The following is a 20,173-nucleotide window of genomic DNA, read 5'->3' as shown; positions in this document are numbered from 1 at the left end:
CTATGAGTTTGTTGGTTTAATTATGTGTTTATGAGTGCTTATTAAAGGTGAGTGGAATGCGGCCTATATTCAAAGTGATTGCAGACGGCAAAGATATCACGAAAATTATCAATGATCGGCTGCTAATGCTTCGCACCTCGGACAAGCCCGGCATGGAGTCGGATGAGTTCGAGTTGCGCATCGATGACCGCGATCAGGGCGTGGCGCTGCCTTCGCGGGGCGCACACATCGAGGTCTTCCTGGGCTATGCAGGTCAACCCCTGGCCCGCTTGGGGCGTTACACCGTGGATGAGGTCGAGCTGTCCGGCCCGCCCGATTCCCTGGTCATACGCGGCAAGGCCAGCGACATGCGCGGTAGCGGCAAGACCACGCGCAGCGGCAGCTGGGAAGACGTGCCGCTGCAACAGATTGTTTCTGACGTGGCGGCACGCAACGGCTGGCAACCGGTTTGCCCGGTGACCACCAAGGTGCCCCGCGTTGACCAGTTCAATGAGTCTGACTTCAACTTCATCACCCGCCTGGCCAAGCAGTACGACTGCACCGCCAAGGTCGGCGACGGCAAGTTACTGGTGTTGCCGCGACAGGCCGGGCAAAGCGCGAACGGCAAGGCCCTCGGCACGGTCACCATCACCCGTCATGACGTCAGCCGCTACCAGTTCCGCCTGGGGGACAAGTCGACCCAGAAGGCGGTGCAAGCCAAGCATCAAGACAAGAAGAGCGGGGCGCTGAGGGTGGTCGAGCTGGGCAACGACGAGGCACCGGACGGCCTACCGCCGGTGGCCTCAATGCCACCATGGGCAAGTACGCCATCATCACCCGCCTGCGCATGGCCGCGTTCATTGCCCAGATCGGCCACGAGTCTGGCCAGCTGCGCTATGTCCGTGAGCTGGGCGGTGACACCTACCTGGCGAAGTACGACACCGGCAGGCTGGCCCAGCGCCTGGGCAACACGCCTGAGGCTGACGGCGACGGCCAGAAGTATCGCGGCCGAGGGCTGATTCAGGTCACCGGGCGTGCCAACTATCAGGCCTGCAGTGAAGCGCTGTTCGGCGACAGCCGATTGCTCAACACCCCTGAGCTGCTTGAGCAGCCTGTCTATGCCGCGATGTCGGCGGGCTGGTTCTGGCAGCGGGCGGGGCTCAACTCCCTGGCCGATAAGGGCGACTTTCTCGCCATCACCAAGAAAATCAACGGCGGTACCAACGGTCTGGCGGATCGCGAGGAGCTGTATGAGCGCGCCTTGAAGGTACTGCAGTGAAGGGCCTGAATTGGCAACTGCTGGCCCTGGCGCTGCTGCTGGGGCTTGCCCTGGGCGGCGGTGCTGCCTGGGTCTGGCAGGCAAACAGCTACGAGAAGGCGCTGGCCCTGCAGAACACTGACCATCAGAGGGAGCGAGAAGACGCCGCGACCGCCGCGATCAATCAGCTCGGCCAGGAACAAACCCAGCGCCGGGCGCTGGAGGATCGCCTGCAGGCGAGTGATCAAACCCGTTACCAGGAGCTGCTCGATGCCCAACAAACTCAGGCTCGCTTGCGTGACCGCCTTGCTACTGCTGATCTGCGGTTGTCAGTCCTACTCGACACCACCCAGGGTAGTGACTGTGGGGTGCCAGCCACCACCAGCTGCACCGGCGTGGTTCATGGCGCCGTTCGAGCCAACCTTGACCCAAGACATGCTCAACGAATTATCAGCATCACCGATCGAGGCGACAAAGGATTGATCGCCCTCAAGGCCTGTCAGGCCTACGTGCGCGCTATCACGCGCTGAAGTGAAAAGGAGCGGGCCACGTGGATGCGTCAACATCCACCTGGCCCACCGAACCCGCAGACCCTTCCTGCAAGTCCAGCCGAGGCTCCTGCTCCGTGCACAAAGCGCGGCGAGCCTATCACCTGTTTATCCATACAGTAAAGACTTGCTATCAAATGACGACTCCAATCATTCCCTGGATGGGCGGCAAACGCCGCCTGGCCGACCGCCTTATCCCACTCTTTCCCCCTCACGAATGCTACGTCGAGGTCTTCGCCGGTGGTGCTGCGCTGTTCTTCATGCGTCCGCAGCCCGCCCCGGTGGAGGTGCTCAACGACCTCAACGGCGACCTGGTGACGCTTTACCGGGTGGTGCAGAACCACCTTGAAGAGTTCGTCCGCCAGTTCAAATGGGCCCTCAGCTCGCGCCAGATTTTCGAATGGCAGAAGATGACCCGGCCCGAAACCCTCACTGATATCCAGCGTGCCGCCCGGTTCTTCTACCTGCAGCAGCATGCCTTCGGCGGTAAGGTCACGGGCCAGACATTCGGTACCGCGACAACCGGTCCGGCCATCAACCTGCTGCGCATCGAGGAGAACCTGTCGGCCGCGTGGCAACGGCTGGCCGGTACCTACGTGGAGAACCTCTCCTGGCTGGAATGCGCCGAGCGCTACGATCGAGCCCACACCTTCCACTACATGGACCCGCCGTACTGGCAGACCGCCGGGTACGGGGTCGACTTTCCGTTCGACAACTACGAGCGGATGGCCGAGTTCATGCGGCGGTGCAAGGGCAAGGTGATGGTCAGTATCAACGACCATCCGGACATCCGGCGTGCTTTCGAGGGCTTTCATTTTGAAACCCTAAATATCAGGTACACCACGGCCAACCAGCGGCAAGGCAAGGCTGAGGTTACGAGGGAGCTGGTCATCATGAACTGGATGCCCTCTGCACTTGGCGGTCTGTTCTAACCAATCACCAGCATCCGGATCAATCGGATGAGTTCGATTGCCAAGATCAAAATGAGTTGAAAGGTCATATAATTCTCCGGGATGAGTTTGGCCGTCCGGCGCGTTATTGGGCGTCGGCTGTGGTTTTCCTTAAATGGCTTGGCGATTAAATATAAGTTTAGGTCGGGCTGTCAATGCTCTTCAGGAAACTTTCTGGGGGCGGGCCGCTAAGCCGCAGCCCGCCGTTGTCAAGGGGTGGATTTTAGGGGGAATTATTGGTCTGCTTAAGTTAGGTGGGCTGGGTAGCCTAAGTAGGCTGTGTAGGTTGTTTGGTTTAGAAAGATTCTAGATATCTTTTGATATCTATCGTTAGCACTAAATATCTAAAGATATCTAAAGAGTGTTTGTTTAATGTCCTAAGGGTGTTTATTAGATACCCTTTTAATATCCGTATTGGAGTTGAGCTTAGTGAAATTTCACCCGTTGCGCGCAACCTCGAATTCGTGCGTCAGCCGCTATTCTCGACCCTCGGGGTAATCAAGCCTGCTCCTTGGTTTCGAACGTTACCTACGGAGGCGCCAACCCGAAACCACTCGAATGCCTCTGAGGACTCGCCCAGGTTCAGGGCCATTTGCTCGGCCTGTTCTTTAGATGTGGTCGGAGCAAGCCACTCCCTGGCCAGATCCGGTGCCAGGACTACAGGTCGGCGGTCATGCACGTCGACCATCCCGCCTACGCTGTCTGCAGTGATGATCACGAAGCCATCATGCTCATTCGGCTCGGCGCCGAACTGGCCGATACCTGCGCACAGGGAAGGGCGGCCATCCTTTCTTCTGATCAGGTAGGGCTGTTTTTTCGGTCCACCTTCATCGACCCATTCGAACCAGTTGTCGATTGGCACGATAGCCCGGTGCGGCCAGATCGATCGGAAGAAGGGGCCGTGGGCTACTGTCTCTACTCGAGCATTGATCGGCGCTGCTCGGTCCTTTGCCCAGTGTGGCCGCCAACCCCAGCGCACCAGATCGGCATGAAGCACACCATCATCCAGCCGCAGCAAAGCAACGCGGGTGGTTGGGGCAACATTGTATCGACCGAGTGGCTGCTCGCCGACGGAGTTGGCCAGCGGGTGGCTCATGCTCAAGGCGTCTACGAAGTCATGAATGCCACGGTACTGGCTCAGTCTTCCGCACATCCCGGCTCTCCTAAGTTATCCGCAACTACAAATCCCTGCCCATGGCAGGTCTCACAGTCTTCGCGCTGAGCGAACGAATCACAGCACGCCGGACAACATTTAAACGGCGAGTACCTCACCCGGTCCCGCAATAGGCGGTATCGCGACCACTCTTTCTCCTCAAACGCTTCCTGCGCCAAATCAATCAGTAGCCGGTATGCATCAGGGTCACCAGCACCCTGCAGCATCTTGCCTTCAATCATCCTCGCGGTCTCAACCAGGCGGTAGACCCTGCCGTCGGTACCAACGAGCTGCAGTCCCTGGATAACCCCCAGCTCACCTGAAGTGCGCAGCACGACTCGAAGGCGATCCGGCTCTTGGATCACCATGCCGTCGCAACTGAATGCCTCCGTTCGGTTCTTCTCATAGTAGTTGCCCTGGCGGATGCAGCCGATTCGCCGGTGCCTACCCACCGGCACAACGTTGTAGCTGGATGCTCTGCAGTACAGGTCATGGGCGAACTGCTCTTCTAGGGCGGCGCTGTAGGCTGCGTGGGCTTGTTCACATAGATCGTGCAGTTCCATCGGGTCGAACAGGTCTAGAGCCTGCAGATCGGCGGTGGCCATTCGCATGACCTGCAGGTAGACCTCGGGGTTGCTCAGCCTGAGGTGCTCGTTGCGCAACGATCCGTTCCAGCGAGCCAGGGCTTCTGGCTTGCTCGGTGGCTTCTTGTTCACTGGGTGATTGCCCCTGGGTGAAGATCATTCGATCAAATGAAAGTCATCCCTGGTCCTGGGGCACGGTGTAGCTCCCCTTAAATTATCTCCCTTCATTGGTTGGTGGCCTGGAAGGAAGAACAATCCTTCTGCCTCCTGGGAGTAGGCGAGGGCCTGCATCGTGACGCGGCGCAGCCCGGCCCCATCCTCCAGACGCCTAATCGCTCCAGGTGATACGCCCGAACGGAATGCCAAAGCTTCAATGCTCCAGCCAAGCATCGTGCGTGCTTCGGCGCAGTGGTCACTGCGAAAGCCCAGTGGCAGGTTTTCCATAAGCCATTCCATGGTTGGTTTCTGTGTTTCATCCAGAGCCAATCGAATGGGTTGAATGTCGTCTCCGCCTGCAGGCATTGGTGCTCTCACCATGCTGTATTTTTGTACAGTATGGGGCTTGGGGAAAGTCCACGCAAAAAATGGTAGGCACTGCTGCGCCGGGGTATGTGAGCGGGCGTTGCGCTGCAGCGGGCTCTCGCCAGGCGTCCGCTCTCTGCGAGACGCAGGCGTGCATGAAAATTCTTCAGCGGGTCCAAGATCGGAAAGGTCTCAGACGAAACCAGGGTTTACCCTGACGTGGAAATCATGTCATTGTGATACTAGTTTTCATCTATCAATTAGGCCTACGCCATCTACCGGTTGAAGAAACTAAATATGACAAAAGCTAATGTGGAACTTTCCATCAAAGGTGAAAGTATTCAAAGCCTTTATGGGTATTATTTGAAGAACACGTTTCTGGTAAATAGGCGATATCAGCGAAAGCTGGTGTGGACGTTAGACGAAAAGCGAGCATTCATAGACTCGATAATAAAGGGGTATCCGGTTCCTCTTATCTTGTTGGCGGACATAGTTAGTAATGATACAAGAAGGCTGGAGATCATTGATGGAATGCAGCGTCTAAACGCAATCATGTCCTTCATTGAGCAAGAGTTTGATGTAAATAATGAATTCTTTAACTTGGATTCTATTGCAGATACTAAGCTCCTTAAAGATGAAGAGAAGCTAGTTCAGCAAGGAACTCCGATGGATCGAGAGGTCTGCGCGAATATTGCGAGATATCAAGTCCCTTTATCCGTGTTCCAGGAAAAAGGGGCGAGTCATGTTGATGAGGTGTTTCGTAGGTTAAACGCCAATGGTCGGCATTTATCCAAGCAGGAGTTGAGGCAGGCCGGTGCGACAAGTAAGTTTGCATCAATTGTACGGAAGATCGCTAGCAGCATTCGGGGAGACTCAAGTGCTAACGATATTCTAAATTTAAGTGCCATGAAAAACATAAGTATTACGAGTAAAAACTTAACTTACGGAATCAACGTGGATGATGTTTTTTGGATTAGGAATAACATCATTACTAGGGAGTCTCTGCGGGAGTCTAACGACGAAGAGATTATCGCAGACATCGTTGCATGGACTAGCATAGGCAAGAGTCTTCGCTCCAGCTCTGATATTCTCAACCAGCTGTATGGCTTCGAAGCTGAAGATGGCGACACAAACCTTGCTCAACAGGTTGAGCTCGCCATCCAAAAAATCAATGAAGATCAAGTCATATCAAATGTCCAAAAAGTCTTTGATATAATCATATCGATTTTAGAAGCTTCCGGAAAAACTTTCAATTCCTTGCTGTTCGAGAAGCAGCAGCCAAAAATTTCGCGCTATTTCCAAATTGTATATCTCGCAATTTTTGAGCAGGTTGTAGAGCAAGGTAAGGAAATTACCAACATGCCTGGACTGGTGAAGGCTCTGGATAAAGCTGGCGATAGAATTATAAAGCTTAGCCAGGGTGGTGGGAATTGGTCCGCTAGGGAAAAGCAATCAGCTATCGAGGCTTTGGAAGGTCCATTAAGAAAACATTTTTCAAAAACAAAAGGAAACGACCCCACGCATCAGCAGTGGATTACGCGATTAGAGAATATTCTAATGCAGTCTACTACTGAGCAGAGCCTGTATGACTTCAAGTTGGGGCTTCATTCGCTCGCCGGTAAGAAGTTTGATACTGCCTTGCTTTCCAAAATAATAAAAACTTTGACTGCTATGGCCAACACAATGCGAAATGCAACTGGCTATTGCATCATAGGTATTGCGGATACGTTGAAAACTGCAAACTCCTTCGAGAAGCGCTATGGTGTCAAGGGCAATAGCTACTCTAGTTTTTGGATCACTGGCGTCGACGCGGAGGCAAACGAATACCATCAGGGGGTTGACGCGTATTTTACTAAGGTAACTCAGCTGATTAAATCTCAGCCAATTAGTGAGCGAGACAAAGATTATATTGCTCGGAATATAACGACCGTCCGCTATTTCGATAAGACACTGATAATCTTAAAAATCGAGTCTGGTCCTGTTCCTTCTATATATGATCGACAATATTTTGTGAGGCACGGCAGCAACCTCTCGGAGGTCCCCCCGGAGCAGTTCCATACGCTTTTCGCTCGCTTCCCTCAGGGAGATGCTAACTAAAAAATAAACGCATTCGATGGCTAAAATTGGTACATGGCCGAGCCGGGGCGCAGGTCTACGGGTCGAGGCATACTGGAGCCGCAATCCGATGTGTCGCGGGAGAGATTTAAGGGCGGCGGTGTTGGTCCAGGTATGTACCAACTAATACCCCAGCACAATGATCGATGGCTATGCGCCGCAAGCTGATGGATGGAGGTCGAACAATGGCGGTGGGGAATCTGTGGGAGCCGGTGTCAGGCGTCTTCTGGGCGACGGCGCCGTCTATATTGGATGGATCCAGGTGGATAGCGGACCTGAATGGGTCGTCATTTTTTATTACCGTTTTTGGAGCATTGGTTGGTGCGTTTGCAGGTGCGTGGGCCGCACAGCGATCAGCCAAAAATGGAAAGCGGCGTGATGAATTAGCTACTGAAATTCGAGTTGTAAATGCCGGAATTATTTTGAGTCATGCAATCTTCGAATCTGTCTTGTCGGCACAGGTGGAGTATATCGGTCCTGCAAAGGACAGGTATGAAGCAGAGCGTGATAAATACTTAAAGGCTCTTGAGTCGCCGCCTGTTAGTGGCGAAATACTTATCAATTTCAATTTGCAGCGCTTTCCTGAGTTGCCAACACCAGTGGATCAGCTCCAGCCTCTTATACTTCAACAGGGCTCGACACCTGCTCTGCGAGCTATTGTAGCTCTAGTTGAGTCAAGTGGTTTACTGCATGAGGCTATAAATCTCAGAAATGTGTATCTGGACAAATTTGAGAGAAAAGAAATTCCTCCCGGATTTTCATATCCGGATGTGTATTTTGGACTGGCCGCGAAAGACGGTCATCACCAGCATTTTAGTAGTGTTGTGGCGGCGATATCCTTGTATGGTGATGATGTTGTTTATTACTCTCGAAGGTTATGCGAGCATCTGAGTCAGCATGGTAAGATCCTGAAGAAGGAATTGAAAAAAATCTCCGGGGAGCCTGTGGGGATTGTTGAATTCAATTTTGTTGAGGTAGACAAGAAAGGGCTTTGTCCTCCGCAAGAAAATTATAAGGGCTGGGAGGGGGGGTATGTTGAGGAACACCAGCGTCATCGCTGGTGGAGATGGTGGTGCAAGTAGTCAGACGCTGCTGGAGTCGCGCCTTTCAGGAATGCATGCTGGCGGTTGTTAGAGGGTAGCTGTGACAGGCGTGGCAGCACTTCCTTGGTTTTTAAGAGCAGAAAATTCGGTGTCATGGTTGACCGAAAAGGTGAATGTTGAATCGAATGGTACAAAAATGGTACGAGTGTTAAGTTTTCGGCGTGAAAGTCCAGCAGTTAAAGGCTTTCAAGAAGACTTGGTCCAGTCCATCATAGGCGCAACGCTGAACCGGCGAGACAGCTCAGGGCTTGGGTTTACTGGGGGTGAGGCGAATGCTAGGGGCATGTTCTACGACGCATTTGCAGCCATTCAGGGGTGTTTTGCTTTGCACGGTTTGTTACAGCTTGCCGGCGCGAAGCAACAACAGGGGTGCGTTAGTCTACCAAGAGTGCCGAGTGTTCGCTCGTAAGCAGTCTACGATGAGAGGCGTTTCGTACAGCCCCTGAACAGGGCTCATGTAACCCGACAATGCGCCGATACCGTGCTGCGGAAAGTCCATAAAAGGCAGGAGCCTGAACATTGTTCGAACACATCTGGCGCAGCATCCATTCCCCGGGCTACTTCCCCAATGTACTGGAATGGATGATCGATATTCTCCTCAACCCGTTCATGGTGGTTATGTGCCTGATGGTCGGGGCGCTGGCCGGTAAAGGGTGAGCCATCCCCTACGGCAGCCTCACCTGTTATGTGCTGTTCCTGAGCCGCTCGCCATTCTATCGGTGGGAAAGCATTTTTCCCGTAGCCGGGCTGCCTGCGCTGTTGATTGATGGCGCACTGTTGGCCCTGCTCGGTTTCTATTTGAAGGGCGTACTCAGAACCCGCTCAGCAGCAAGACCCGAAGGTCATTGGTTGCGCTGGCTTTATCAAAGCCTGAAGGTTGTCATGCTGACAATCGTGGTGGTGTTCTGGGTACTCGTTGTGCTGTTTGTCTTGATCTTCACCGTCTCGGTCGCTACCCAACCGTCACTGGCGCACTGACCCAATTCCTGCTTGGCAACCCAGAACCGTTTCAGGCCGTTGCAGCCGGCAAGCTCATGTTCAGCAACGGGAACGGCCGGCCTTCGCCATCCAGCGGCGAACGGCCAGTCTGAACAAAGCCGTAATGCAGATAAAACCCCACCGCCTGGGGATTTTGCTCGTTTACGTCAACGCTCAGGGTATCCCGCGAATCATGCGCGTAATCCAGTAGCGCTCGGCCAATGCCTTGCCCGCGCAGGTCGGGATCAATGAAGAGCATCTCAACGTGGGTTTCGTTGAGCCCGATAAAGCCCAGCGGGCGGTCTTCAGTGTCTACTGCAACCCATAACTCAACCGCGGGTAGGTAGACGTCGCGCAGTTGCGGCAGCAGCGCGTCTATGTCGGATGCTTGCAGGAAGTGGTGGGTGGCGCGCACGGAGCGCAGCCAGAGGTCGAGCAGTTGCGGGTAGTCGGCAGCGTTAGCCTGACGAATGATCATGGAATCATCCTTGTGCACTTGATATCGGAGTAGAGGTACGCCAGGGAAGTGTCGGCATCTGTATGACCGCTTCGCGAGTTAACGCCTGGGCAGTGCACGGCAGAGGTAGCCGAAAAGGAGGGGCGGAAAAATTACTGAGTCTCTTTCGATGTGTCAAGAAAACTGGACGCTTGCGAGGCGTCAAGGAGCAACGCTGGGACATCAGTGCTCAGGATGCGATAGCATTGAGCCATTAACGAAGATTTTGCTCACCTGCAAGGGAATGTCTGATGTCGAAAAAAATGGGTTCTCTCGGATTGGCCTTGGCCGTGACCCTCGGAGCCAGCTCGTCGGCAATGGCCGAAGAAAAGCTGTTCAAGGATTTTGCCTTTGACTCGCCACGGTCAGCCTATACCGAAGCCAAGGGCTATTACGACTGCTCGGAAGATCTTCTCGCTCCCGCCATGTGCAAGGATGATGTGGACTTTATCGGCCACAAATTTACCCTGGCCCTGGTATTTGCAGGCGGCAAACTGAACACGGTTTCGCTGATCAGTGACTTCGATCAGGAGATTTACAACAACGCCATGACAGCACTGAACAAGACGTTCATGTTGAGTTCGATGTCGGACGCCAACACGCAATTGGACTTGATCGAGCTGGCGAGCAGTGCGCGCAATCGCGACGACTACTTGACCCGGTATACCCGCTATGAAGAAGTGGGCGTCGCGGCGGGGGATTTCACTTACACCTTCCTTGAGGGGGCCGATACCTCGAAGAAATACTCCAGTGTCCCCACCTTGCTAAATGGCTCTGCAGATAACATCCGCTGCGCCGAGCTGATGCTGACCGGTGAGGGGGCTGACTCGGCGCTGTACATCCGCTTCTCCTTTCCTAACCTGGAGATGAAAAAAGCCGAAGCTGCGGCGCAGAAGCCGGTCGAATCCTTCTGACCGTCACCGCCAGAGCAAACCCCGCCCCGAGCGGGGTTTTTCATGTCTGTCGGGCAAGCAGAAATAATAAATCTTCCAGGTATTCCAAGTTGTTATAGTTGTGTTCGTTATTTTTATTTCAACTTTGACTGCCTGCTTTATAGGCTGTTTGGAATAGCAAGGAAGCCGCTGCCTTGCCGATGTCTGAAAGTATGTTATGCTCGGAAAATAACCCCCGCCGCACCCTCTCTCCCTACCTGTTTTTCTCGCCTAAATTGATGATCTACATCAGTTTTTTGCTCGCCTGCGGGCTCTATATTGAATTTAAAGGAATGAACAACTCTCCCCGCCACGCTGCGAAGTTCTGGTGTGAAAGTTTATAAAACAATAAGGAATCGCCCGTTAGGTTGAGTGCTGTTTTTACGGCGCTCGATCATCATCCGGTGTTACCCATGAAGTCGACCGTTGTCTCTGTTGCGCGCAAACTCAAACTCTATCAATTGGTGGTCTTCGACCAGGTCCTGCGTAGCGGCTCGCTGGTGGGCGCGGCCCAGGCGTTGAACCTGACCCAGCCGGCCGTGACCAAGATCATCCACGAAATGGAAGCCTTCCTCGGCGCCGCCTTGCTGGTGCGCGGCAACCGCGGGGTGCGTGCCACCGAGCTGGGCGGGGTGGTGGTGCGCCGCGCCCATGCCATGCTCACCGAACTGCGCAGCCTCACCGATGAGGTCAATGCCTACCACAGCGGCACCACCGGCCAGGTCATGGTCGGCTCGCTGACCTCGTCATCGGCCTTGCTGTTGCCGCATACCCTGCGCCTGCTCAAGGAGAGCGCGCCAGGGGTGCTGGTGACGGTGCGGGTCGGGCATATGGACCAGCTGTTCTCAAGCCTGTTGGCCGGTGAGCTGGATATTGTCGTCGGGCGCATTCCCGATGACTGGCGCTGGCACGAGCACGAGCCGCGGCTCAAAGTCGATGTGCTGTGCGAGGAGGGATTGTGCATCGTCGCCGGTGCCGAGCACCCACTGCACGCCAGCGGCGGGCCGCTGAGCCTGGCCGAGCTGCATCCGTTCCCGTGGATTCTGCCGCCGCGCAGCGGCCTGTTGCGGCGTACCGTCGACCGCCTGTTCGAGGAACTGGACCTGGGCCCGCCGGCCAACGTCATCGAGTCGATCGCGGCCCTGACCAACTACGAATTGATGCAGGACCAACAGACCGTCGGCTTCTTCCCCCTGCAAACCACCCAGCAACTGGCCCAGGGCGGCAAGCTCAAGGCCTTCGACCTTGGCAAGCCGCTGAGCTTTGGCAGCATCGGCTGCTTCTACTCGGCCAATCGCAGCCTCGACCCGGCCAGCCGGCTGTTCCGTGAATGCCTGACCCTGGCCAACCAGCCCGGCGAGCAAAGTTAACCAGGTATTCCATATCGCTATAGCTACAGCCGCTCTATTCATGAGGTATGGCCAATTGCCACACCTACAATGCGGGTAATTACACCCGATTGATCTCGCAATAACGGATACCCAGCGCATGAGAAGCAATCTGCCGGTCACCCAGCAGGAAGTCATCTTCCAGAACCAACAGCGGCTGATTTCTGCCACCGACCTGCACGGCAACCTGACCTACTGCAACGACGAGCTGGTGGCCATCAGCGGCTTCAGCCGTGAAGAGCTGATCGGCAGCCCGCACAATATCGTCCGCCACCCGGACATGCCCGAAGCGGTGTTCGCCCACATGTGGTCGTACCTCAAGGCCGGCAAGAGCTGGATGGGCATCGTCAAGAACCGCTGCCGCAACGGCGATCACTACTGGGTCAGCGCCTATGTCACGCCGATCCTCGAGGGGGCGACGGTCGTCGGCTACGAGTCGGTGCGGGTCAAGCCGCAGCGTGCCGATATCGAGCGTGCCGCCGCGCTTTACCAGCGCATCCGTACGGGCAAAAAGAGCTGGAGCTTCAAGCACCTGGCCAAGGCTGTGAAAGAGCAGGCGCTGGCGCCGGTGGCGCTTGGCGTGCCTTGCCTTGCCGCCGTGTGGTACCTCGATAGCTGGGCGGCTCTGGCCGTGCTGGCCTGTGGTTTTGTCGGCATGCAGGTGGCTGCGCACTGGAACCTGCAGCGCAAGTTCGCCCTGGCCCGGCGTGCCACCGCCGACAGTTTCGACAGCGAACTGATTGCCCGCACCTACACCGACGAGCATGGCGCCGTGGCGCAGTTGATGATGTCGCTGATCAGCGAACAGGCCAAGGTGCGCACCGCCCTCAGCCGTTCCGGCGACTACGCGCAGAAGACCGAAACCATGGCCGGCGAAAGCGGCAAGCTGGCTCAGGCCTCCGAGTCGTCGTTGCAGCGCCAGCGCGACGAGACCGACATGGCCGCTACTGCCATGACCCAGATGGCGGCGTCTATCTCCGAGGTTTCGACCCACATCCACGACACCGCCCGTGAGGCCGACGACGTCAACCAGCTGACCCGGGTCGGCTCCGAAGAAGCCGGCAAGACTCGCCTGGTGATCGAGAAACTGCAGGACACGGTGAACCAGATCAGCCAGTCGGTGGAAAATTTTGCCGACGAGACCCAGTCGATCCAGATCGCCTCGAACATGATCCGCCAGATCGCCGACCAGACCAACCTGCTGGCGCTCAACGCCGCCATTGAAGCGGCGCGGGCCGGCGAGCAGGGTCGTGGTTTTGCCGTGGTCGCCGATGAGGTGCGGGCGCTGGCGTTCAAGACCCAGGAGTCGACCGAAACCATTCAGACCATCATCCAGTCGCTGCACAGCGCCGCCAACCAGGCGGTGGATATCGCCCGCCAGGGCAGTGACGAGGCCCATGCCGGTGTCGATCAGGTGATCGCCACCCAGAACGCCCTGGAAGGCATCGGCGTGGCGGTCGAGCATATCCACCAGATGACCGAGCAGATGGCCGCCGCCTCCGAACAGCAGGCCCATGTCGCCGAAGACATCAGCCGGCAGATCACCACCATCGCCCAGGTGTCCGAGCAGAACGTCGACATAGCCGCCAGTTCCGCCAGCATCGGCCGTGAGCTTGAACACACGGCGCATGAAATGTATGCGCTGGTGGACCGCTTCAACCGCTAGGCCGCGATCATGACCCGAGAGGATTTCGACAAGCTTGCGGCCAACGCTGAGCGTGAGCTGACCAGCATTCCCTACGCGATTTTCGAGGCCGCCGCCGATGCGATTGTCATCACCGATGAATGGGGGCGGGTGCAGGCGATCAATGCCGCGGCGCAGAAGCTGTTCGGCTACAGCTTCGCCGAACTTGCCGGTGCGAATATTTCCCGGCTGATGCCCAGGGCCTACGCCGAGCACCATGATCAGTGCCTGGCGTCCTACCGTGCGGGCGGCGGGCGCAAGCTCAACGGCCTGGTACGCGAGCTGCTCGGCAAGCGCAAGGACGGCTCCTTGTTCGATTTGCACGTAAGTGTCGGCGAGCTGTTGCTGGGTGGCCGGCAACTGCTGATCGGGGTGTGCTATGACATCAGTGAACAGTTGCAGATGCACCGGCGCATCAACCACCTGGCCAGCCATGACACCCTGACCCACTGCATGAACCGCAGCGCCCTGCATACGCGCCTGCAGCAGGAGATCGCCCTGGCGCAAGCGCAGGTGCAGCAACTGGTGCTGGTGTTCATCGACCTCGATGGCTTGAAAATCATCAACGACAACCATGGTCATTACGTCGGTGATCGGGTGCTAGTTGGCGTCGCCGAGCGCTTTCGCCAGTGCCTGACCGGTGCGGGGTTGCTGGCCCGGGTTGGCGGCGATGAGTTCGTGGTGGTGATGCGTCAGCCGTTTGCCGAACAGGGTGGCATGGGCCTGGCCACACGGCTGTTCGAGTGCCTGCAGGCGCCGCTGCGGATCGACGGCATGGCCTTGGCTGTGCGCGCAAGCCTTGGCGTCAGTACCTGCGCCAATTGCCGGGAAGGGCAAGCGCCGGCGCCGGATCAACTGATCATCGATGCCGACTTTGCCATGTACCAGGCGAAGAAGGCCGGCGGCAATCGCATCGCTTGTTTCAACCCGGCCATGCGCATCACCCAGCAGCGCGAGCAGCAGCGCCTGGAGCGTCTGCGCCAGGCGATCGAGACCGAGCAATTGCAGCTGCATTACCAGCCGCAGTTCGAGCTGGCCGACCCGCAACGGATCACCGGCCTTGAGGCTTTGCTGCGCTGGAACGACGGCGCCAACGGCCCGGTATCGCCCGAGGTGTTCATCCCCCTGGCCGAGCAGAACGGGCTGATGTCGGCGCTCAATGTCTGGGTGGTGACCCGTGCCTGCGCCGACAACCGGGCGCTGATCGAAGCCGGCCTGCTGGATGTGCCGGTGGCGGTGAACATGAGCGGCTACTCGTTCATGCAGTGCGATTTTGTCAGCAAGTTGGCGGCGGTTCTCGAGCGTAGCGGCCTGGCGGCCAACCGCCTGGAAATCGAAGTGACCGAAACCGCCGCGCTCAAGGATATCGAGCAGGCCCGGCAGAACGTTTTGCGCTTGCAAGGCATGGGCGTGCAGGTGTCGATCGACGACTTCGGTACCGGCTATTCATCGCCCAGCACCTTGCGCGCCTTGCCGTTCGAGAAGCTCAAAATCGACCGGGTGTTCATCAGCGAGGTGCAGAGCAACCCGATCGACCAGGCTATCGTCAATGGCTACCTGATGCTGGCCGAGAGCCTGGATCTCCAGGTGGTGGCCGAGGGCATCGAAACCCGCGAGCAGCTCGATTACCTCAAGGCCCAGGGCTGTAGCCTGGGCCAGGGCTTCTGGTTCTGCCGGCCGTTGCCGATGGACAGGTTGCTGCAGTTCATCATGGGCCGTGAGCATGCCGGACGTCGGTTGGTGAGGTAGCGCCAGCAAGGCTTGCCTACACTCATCGGTCGCCTGTGCAATGGATGCATGGGGCCATTTCATGGAGATCAGTGGCAATGAATTCGCCCGGAAAAGGACTTCCCGAGACCTTCCTGCAAGCCGCCGCCCTGCGCGAGCACGACCGCTACCCCGAGGATATGGACTGGCAGGCGCTGGTCCATGCGTTTTTCCCCGACAGCGTGGTCGGCATGGCCCAGTCGCTGTCGAACATCACCGGAGCCTTCTATGGCCTGATGCTGGAGCAGGCCGGGGAAATGTTTGGCCGCGAGCACATCAATCGCCTGTCCGAGCGCATGTTCTATCGCCTCGGCCGGCGCATGGCAGCGCGGCACATGGCCAGCCAGGTGCAACTGGAGCGCGACGCCCGTGGCCTCGGCCGGTTGGTGGTGGCGGCGATCTTTACCTCCAGTCCGGAATACCGCCTGCACATCCTCGAATTCGGCGCCGAGCAGGTGTTTATACGCATCACCGGCGCCGACCGCTACCACCGCATCGCCCGTGAACTGGGCTTCGAAGACGTGCTGCAGTGGCCGGTACTGCGCGAGTTTTTCCGTGGGCTGGGGGATGAGCTGGGGATTACCGAGCGCTTCGCACTGGCCATGGAACTGGTAAGCCTGGATGACGACAGCCGGTGTGATTATTCGCTGGCTATCGTCAGGCGCTCAGATCGAACGCTGGCCGACCCGCTGTGACAAGGCCTCGGCCGACTCCTTGCGCTCGGAGTAGCGATCGACCAAATGCTCGCTGCGCCCGCGCAGCAGCAGGGTGAACTTGACCAGCTCTTCCATGACGTCGACCACGCGGTCGTAGTAGGCCGAAGGTTTCATCCGGTCGTTACCGTCGAATTCCAGCCAGGCCTTGGGCACCGAGGACTGGTTGGGGATGGTGAACATACGCATCCAGCGCCCCAGTACCCGCAGCTGGTTGACCACGTTGAATGATTGCGAACCACCACACACCTGCATCACTGCCAGGGTTTTACCCTGGGTCGGACGCACCGCGCCCATGGCCAGCGGCACCCAGTCGATCTGCGCCTTGAACACCGCCGACATGGCGCCGTGGCGCTCGGGCGAGCACCACACCTGGCCTTCGGACCATTGCATGAGGTCGCGCAGTTCGACCACCTTGGGATGGTCCTCGGGCGCGTCGTCGGGCAGGGGCAGGCCGCTGGGGTTGAAAATCCGGGTTTCGGCGCCCAAGTGCTCCAGCAGGCGCGCAGCTTCCTCAGTCAGCAGGCGGCTGAACGAGCGTTTGCGGGTCGAGCCGTAAAGCAGCAGGATGCGCGGCTTGTGCCCGTCATGGGCGGCGTTGGCAGGGATCAGGTCGAGGTCGAGATTGGGCAGTTGATCATTCATGGGAGAGTCCTTTTACAGGGTGCCGATGCGGTCAATTTCAGCCTGCAGCTGATCGCGGCTCAGGCGCTCGAAGGGCAGGGCGAGGAAGGTTGTGCAGCGCAGCGCGATACGCGCCAGGGTGGCGTCGAAGGCGGCATCGAGCTGGGTGTCGGTGCCGTGGATTTCGGACGGGTCCGCCAGCCCCCAGTGGCTCTTCAGTGCCGGGCCGAAGTACAGCGGGCAGGCTTCGCCAGCGGCGTTGTCGCAGACGGTGATGACGATGTCCGGTGGGTTGTCGACGAAGGTGTCGTTGCCTTTGCTGGTCAGGCCGCTGATACCGATGCCGGCGCGTTGCAAGGTCGACAGGCTGCGAGGATGCACCTGGCCCTTGGGGAAGCTGCCGGCACTGAGCGCTTCGAAACCGGCCGGGGCCAGGTGGTTGAACAGCGCTTCGCACAGAATGCTGCGGCAGCTGTTGGCGGTGCACATGAACAGGATTCGCATGGGGCGGACTCCTCAGCAGCAGGTTGCGCGGGCAGGGCGATCACCCATGCCGTCGAGGCGGGTGCTGTCGGCGCTGAGCCACTGGCCGTTGGCTTCAAGGGTCAACAGCAATACCTGGTTGACCCAGGCCGGCAGTTGCGGGTTAAGCCGGTAGTACACCCACTGGCCCTGGCGGCGGTCGAGCAACAGGCCGCAGCTGCGCAGTTGCGCCAGGTGGCGGGAGATCTTTGGCTGGCTGTGGTCGAGCGCGCACATCAGCTCGCAGACGCACAGCTCACCTTCGCGGGCGATTAGCAGCGTGGCGCGGGCACGGGTTTCATCGGCGAGGCATTTGAACAGGGCGGTGGGGCTGAGCATCGAATCGGCCTTTTACATGTGGAAATTCGAATATACGGATTTCCATATGTTTTTGGCAAGCCGGTTGTCTAATCAGCCAGCCGCTGGTGAACTCAGCATCATTACCCTGGAGCAGTACTTTCAGGATGCCCAGCGTTAGAATGCGCCGTTTACCTGAAACGGAATTCATCATGAGCGCACCGTTGCACGCCGCTTTTCTCACCTTGCTGGCCTTGCCCGGTGCTGCCCACGCTGCGGCGGCAGAACCGGTACCGCTGTACCAGCCCCTCAAGGACTGGGTGGTGGGCTGTGACAATACCCGCCAGTGCACGGCGCTGGCGGCCGATACCCGGGCGGACATGCCGCTGGGCATCCAGGTAATGCGCGGGGCCGGCCTCGATGGCCAACTGCAGGTGACGATCTTCAGCAACAGCTCGCTGGAGGCGCCGTTGCAGCTCGATGGCCAGCCGCTGGCACTACCCTTGAGCGAGGCTCAGGAGGACGGCGTGGTGTTCTGGCACGCCAGCGGCGAGCAGGCGATGGCCCTGCTCAAGGCCATGCGCAACGGCGCGCGCCTGACCTCGCAGAGCAATGATGGTGAGCTCGGTAGCTCTCTGAACGGCCTGACGGCTTCGTTGTTGCTGATCGATTCGGTACAGGGGCGGGCAGGGCATCGCAGTGCCTTGGTGCGCGCAGGGGATGCACCGGATAGCGCCGTGCCACCTGCGCCAGTGCTGCCCAAACTGACGCCATTCGTACGCCCCGAGCCGATGGGCGAAGCGCAGGCCAGGCGCATCAGCGAGGTGGTCATGACTGCCACCGCAAACGACTGGCGCGATCCCGACGCGGACTGGACCCCGGACAGTGCCCAGGCCTATGCCTTGAGCAAGGACACGGCGCTGGTGAGCTTTCGTTTCGGCTGCGGTGCCTACAACTGCGAGTACGCGCTCTACACCACTTCGCGGGCGCATCCCGAGCAGGCGAAGGCGCTGCAACTGGAGAAGATTGCGGCGCAGGAGCAGTGGGACGATTTTGGCGGTTCGGTGGGCTATGACCCGGACACCGGGGTGCTCAGCAGTTTCATCCTGGCGCGGGGCATTGGCGATTGCGGCATGGAACAGAGCTGGCGTTTTGACGGGGAGCGCATGCGACCGCGCTCGCTGTCACGCATGGGCAGTTGCACTGGGAACTGGCCAGACAAGTGGCCGGTGCTGTGGCGTACGCAGGATTGACCCTGGGGCTACTGCGTAGCCCATCGCCGGCAAGGCCGGCCCCACAGGGATTGGTGTTGCCTGAAAGCCTTGATCAGAACGCCAGCTTGTAGCCAATCATCAGCAGCATGCCCGCCAGGCACGGGCGCAGGATGCTGTCGGAAATTCGCCCGGTCAGGTGGCTACCCATGTAGATGCCCGGCAGCGAGCCGAGCAGCAGGTAGCCGAGCAGCGACCAGTCCATGTTGCCCATGCTCGCATGGCCGAGACCTGCGACCAGGGTCAGGGGCACGGCGTGGGCGATTTCGGTGCCGACCAGGCGGCGGGTGACCAGGTACGGATAGAGCAGAAACAGCGCCACGGTGCCCAGGGCGCCGGCACCGATCGAGGTCAGCGAGACCATGACGCCGAGCACCACGCCGGTGACTACGGTCAGCAGGTTGAGGCTGGTGCCGCTCAGGTGGTAGCGGTCGCCGGCGTGTTTGCTGGCGAAGGCCTGGAGTTTGCTTTTGAACAGGATGGCCAGGGCGGTGAGCGCCAGGACCACGGCCAGGCCTTGCTTGATAATGGCGTTGGCGGCCTGGGTGTCGGCATCGAGGCTGGAGAGGAACCACAGGGTCAGGGCGGCGGCCGGGACGCTGCCGAGGGTCAGCCAGCCGGTGATTTTCCAGTCGATATTGTTGTTTTTGCCGTGGACCCAGACGCCGCTGGCTTTGGTGATGGCGGCGTAGAGCAGGTCGGTACCTACGGCGGTGGCGGGGTTGATGCCGAACCACAGCAGGATCGGGGTCATCAGCGAGCCGCCGCCGACGCCGGTCATGCCGACGATGAATCCAACTACCAGGCCTGCAATGGTGAAACCGAAAGAACCTACATCCATAAGTAACCTAAACGCCCAACGTGCCCGTGATCGGATGGCAGCCAGCATAAAGGTTTTTTTATAGCCAAATAGACTTGTTCGTTATTAGGTTATAACTGGGTCGAGCTTCGGGAGGGTTTGCACCATCCATTTGCCAGGGTGTGGCTTAGTCACCTTTCCGCCCTTACGGCGGCTTACTTTTTTCAGTCGAAAAAAAAGTAAGCAAAAATTCTCGCCCCACCAGTGGGCCCTGCGCTGCGCTTCGGGTTCCCTCGCTCCGGCGTCGCTACGGGGCATTGCGAACTACGAGTTACAAGCAACTCTACGTTTCGCAACTTCGGCTAACGCCGAAGGTGCTGCGCACTCGCCCCTTCGCAACACCTGCACTCGGCCCTTCTGGTTAACGGGGCCGGTAGATCAAGATCAAGAGCACAATTCGCTTCGCTCTTGTTGAGCGCGTAGCGCTGTG

Annotated in this window: 18 protein-coding genes and 4 pseudogenes; 14 read left to right on the top strand and 8 right to left on the bottom strand. The window is 58.1% G+C overall.

Going from position 1 to position 20,173, the window contains the following annotated elements; translation table 11 throughout:
- Positions 1–56: 56 nt before the first annotated feature.
- The 4 genes and pseudogenes from ACZ9A3_RS14985 to ACZ9A3_RS14970 all read left to right on the top strand — a co-directional run.
- Positions 57–779 (top strand): annotated as a pseudogene (locus ACZ9A3_RS14985) (contractile injection system protein, VgrG/Pvc8 family); the annotation flags it as partial.
- Positions 780–793: 14 nt separating this feature from the next.
- The gene (locus ACZ9A3_RS14980; protein ID WP_476252869.1) at positions 794–1,258 is read left to right on the top strand and encodes a glycoside hydrolase family 19 protein; all 465 of its coding nucleotides are present in this window, start codon (positions 794–796) and stop codon (positions 1,256–1,258) included.
- Entirely contained in the window at positions 1,255–1,767 is a 513-nt protein-coding gene (locus ACZ9A3_RS14975) for a lysis system spanin subunit (RefSeq protein WP_476252868.1), read from the top strand. Before ACZ9A3_RS14980 ends, ACZ9A3_RS14975 begins: the two co-directional genes overlap by 4 nt.
- A gap of 155 nt (positions 1,768–1,922) precedes the next feature.
- On the top strand, positions 1,923–2,717 hold the full coding sequence (locus ACZ9A3_RS14970; RefSeq protein WP_476252867.1) for a DNA adenine methylase: 795 nt from the start codon (positions 1,923–1,925) through the stop codon (positions 2,715–2,717).
- 487 nt (positions 2,718–3,204) lie between these two features.
- Here the strand turns inward: ACZ9A3_RS14970 and ACZ9A3_RS14965 are convergent, their stop codons facing one another.
- The 3 genes from ACZ9A3_RS14965 to ACZ9A3_RS14955 are packed head-to-tail and all read right to left on the bottom strand — an operon-like array spanning position 3,205 to position 4,862.
- A complete protein-coding gene (locus ACZ9A3_RS14965) occupies positions 3,205–3,888 on the bottom strand; it encodes an SOS response-associated peptidase (RefSeq protein ID WP_476252866.1) in 684 nt (227 codons plus the stop codon).
- On the bottom strand, positions 3,873–4,604 hold the full coding sequence (locus ACZ9A3_RS14960) for a hypothetical protein (RefSeq protein ID WP_476252865.1): 732 nt from the start codon (positions 4,602–4,604) through the stop codon (positions 3,873–3,875). Before ACZ9A3_RS14960 ends, ACZ9A3_RS14965 begins: the two co-directional genes overlap by 16 nt.
- A gap of 24 nt (positions 4,605–4,628) precedes the next feature.
- Positions 4,629–4,862, bottom strand: a complete 234-nt coding sequence (locus ACZ9A3_RS14955; RefSeq protein ID WP_476253338.1) for a helix-turn-helix domain-containing protein — start codon at positions 4,860–4,862, stop codon at positions 4,629–4,631.
- 429 nt (positions 4,863–5,291) lie between these two features.
- On the opposite strand from ACZ9A3_RS14955, the gene ACZ9A3_RS14950 reads away from it, so the two are divergent.
- The 3 genes and pseudogenes from ACZ9A3_RS14950 (at position 5,292) to ACZ9A3_RS14940 (ending at position 9,190) form a co-directional block, all read left to right on the top strand.
- Complete coding sequence (locus ACZ9A3_RS14950) at positions 5,292–7,091, top strand: GmrSD restriction endonuclease domain-containing protein (RefSeq protein WP_414867352.1); 1,800 nt, start codon at positions 5,292–5,294, stop codon at positions 7,089–7,091.
- A gap of 170 nt (positions 7,092–7,261) precedes the next feature.
- Positions 7,262–8,191 (top strand): hypothetical protein, encoded by a 930-nt coding sequence (locus ACZ9A3_RS14945; RefSeq protein ID WP_414867353.1) that lies wholly within the window; start codon positions 7,262–7,264, stop codon positions 8,189–8,191.
- Between the two features lie 540 nt (positions 8,192–8,731).
- A pseudogene (locus tag ACZ9A3_RS14940) lies at positions 8,732–9,190 on the top strand (hypothetical protein).
- A gap of 31 nt (positions 9,191–9,221) precedes the next feature.
- Here ACZ9A3_RS14940 and ACZ9A3_RS14935 read toward each other — a convergent pair.
- Entirely contained in the window at positions 9,222–9,668 is a 447-nt protein-coding gene (locus ACZ9A3_RS14935) for an acetyltransferase (RefSeq protein ID WP_093380906.1), read from the bottom strand.
- Between the two features lie 269 nt (positions 9,669–9,937).
- On the opposite strand from ACZ9A3_RS14935, the gene ACZ9A3_RS14930 reads away from it, so the two are divergent.
- The 6 genes and pseudogenes from ACZ9A3_RS14930 (at position 9,938) to ACZ9A3_RS14905 (ending at position 16,152) form a co-directional block, all read left to right on the top strand.
- Positions 9,938–10,600, top strand: a complete 663-nt coding sequence (locus ACZ9A3_RS14930; protein ID WP_045194840.1) for a hypothetical protein — start codon at positions 9,938–9,940, stop codon at positions 10,598–10,600.
- Positions 10,601–11,031: 431 nt separating this feature from the next.
- Positions 11,032–11,988 (top strand): LysR family transcriptional regulator, encoded by a 957-nt coding sequence (locus ACZ9A3_RS14925; RefSeq protein ID WP_045194839.1) that lies wholly within the window; start codon positions 11,032–11,034, stop codon positions 11,986–11,988.
- 118 nt (positions 11,989–12,106) lie between these two features.
- Positions 12,107–12,367, top strand: a pseudogene (locus ACZ9A3_RS14920) (PAS domain S-box protein); the annotation flags it as partial.
- A 357-nt stretch (positions 12,368–12,724) separates the two neighbouring features.
- A pseudogene (locus tag ACZ9A3_RS14915) lies at positions 12,725–13,672 on the top strand (methyl-accepting chemotaxis protein); the annotation flags it as partial.
- Positions 13,673–13,681: 9 nt separating this feature from the next.
- A complete protein-coding gene (locus tag ACZ9A3_RS14910) occupies positions 13,682–15,439 on the top strand; it encodes a putative bifunctional diguanylate cyclase/phosphodiesterase (protein ID WP_258594244.1) in 1,758 nt (585 codons plus the stop codon).
- Positions 15,440–15,516: 77 nt separating this feature from the next.
- Entirely contained in the window at positions 15,517–16,152 is a 636-nt protein-coding gene (locus ACZ9A3_RS14905; protein ID WP_093380918.1) for a hypothetical protein, read from the top strand.
- Here ACZ9A3_RS14905 and arsH read toward each other — a convergent pair.
- From arsH to ACZ9A3_RS14890, 3 genes are read right to left on the bottom strand one after another with little or no spacing between them, the layout of a single operon-like run.
- A complete protein-coding gene (gene arsH / locus ACZ9A3_RS14900) occupies positions 16,123–16,815 on the bottom strand; it encodes an arsenical resistance protein ArsH (RefSeq protein WP_093380921.1) in 693 nt (230 codons plus the stop codon). The two genes, ACZ9A3_RS14905 and arsH, sit on opposite strands and share 30 nt — an antisense overlap.
- Positions 16,816–16,827: 12 nt before the next feature.
- The gene (locus tag ACZ9A3_RS14895) at positions 16,828–17,298 is read right to left on the bottom strand and encodes an arsenate reductase ArsC (protein ID WP_093380924.1); all 471 of its coding nucleotides are present in this window, start codon (positions 17,296–17,298) and stop codon (positions 16,828–16,830) included.
- Positions 17,299–17,310: 12 nt separating this feature from the next.
- Complete coding sequence (locus ACZ9A3_RS14890; RefSeq protein ID WP_195884665.1) at positions 17,311–17,655, bottom strand: metalloregulator ArsR/SmtB family transcription factor; 345 nt, start codon at positions 17,653–17,655, stop codon at positions 17,311–17,313.
- Positions 17,656–17,825: 170 nt separating this feature from the next.
- Between ACZ9A3_RS14890 and ACZ9A3_RS14885 the strand changes: the two genes are divergently transcribed.
- On the top strand, positions 17,826–18,866 hold the full coding sequence (locus tag ACZ9A3_RS14885; protein ID WP_476252864.1) for a DUF1176 domain-containing protein: 1,041 nt from the start codon (positions 17,826–17,828) through the stop codon (positions 18,864–18,866).
- 73 nt (positions 18,867–18,939) lie between these two features.
- On the opposite strand, the gene ACZ9A3_RS14880 is transcribed toward ACZ9A3_RS14885, so the two are convergent.
- Complete coding sequence (locus ACZ9A3_RS14880; RefSeq protein WP_476252863.1) at positions 18,940–19,725, bottom strand: sulfite exporter TauE/SafE family protein; 786 nt, start codon at positions 19,723–19,725, stop codon at positions 18,940–18,942.
- Positions 19,726–20,173: the final 448 nt, after the last annotated feature.

The organism is Pseudomonas sp. TE4620, from assembly GCF_056279045.1.
The sequence above is the reverse complement of the archived record's forward strand: the minus strand, read 5'-3'. Positions and strand labels throughout refer to the sequence as shown.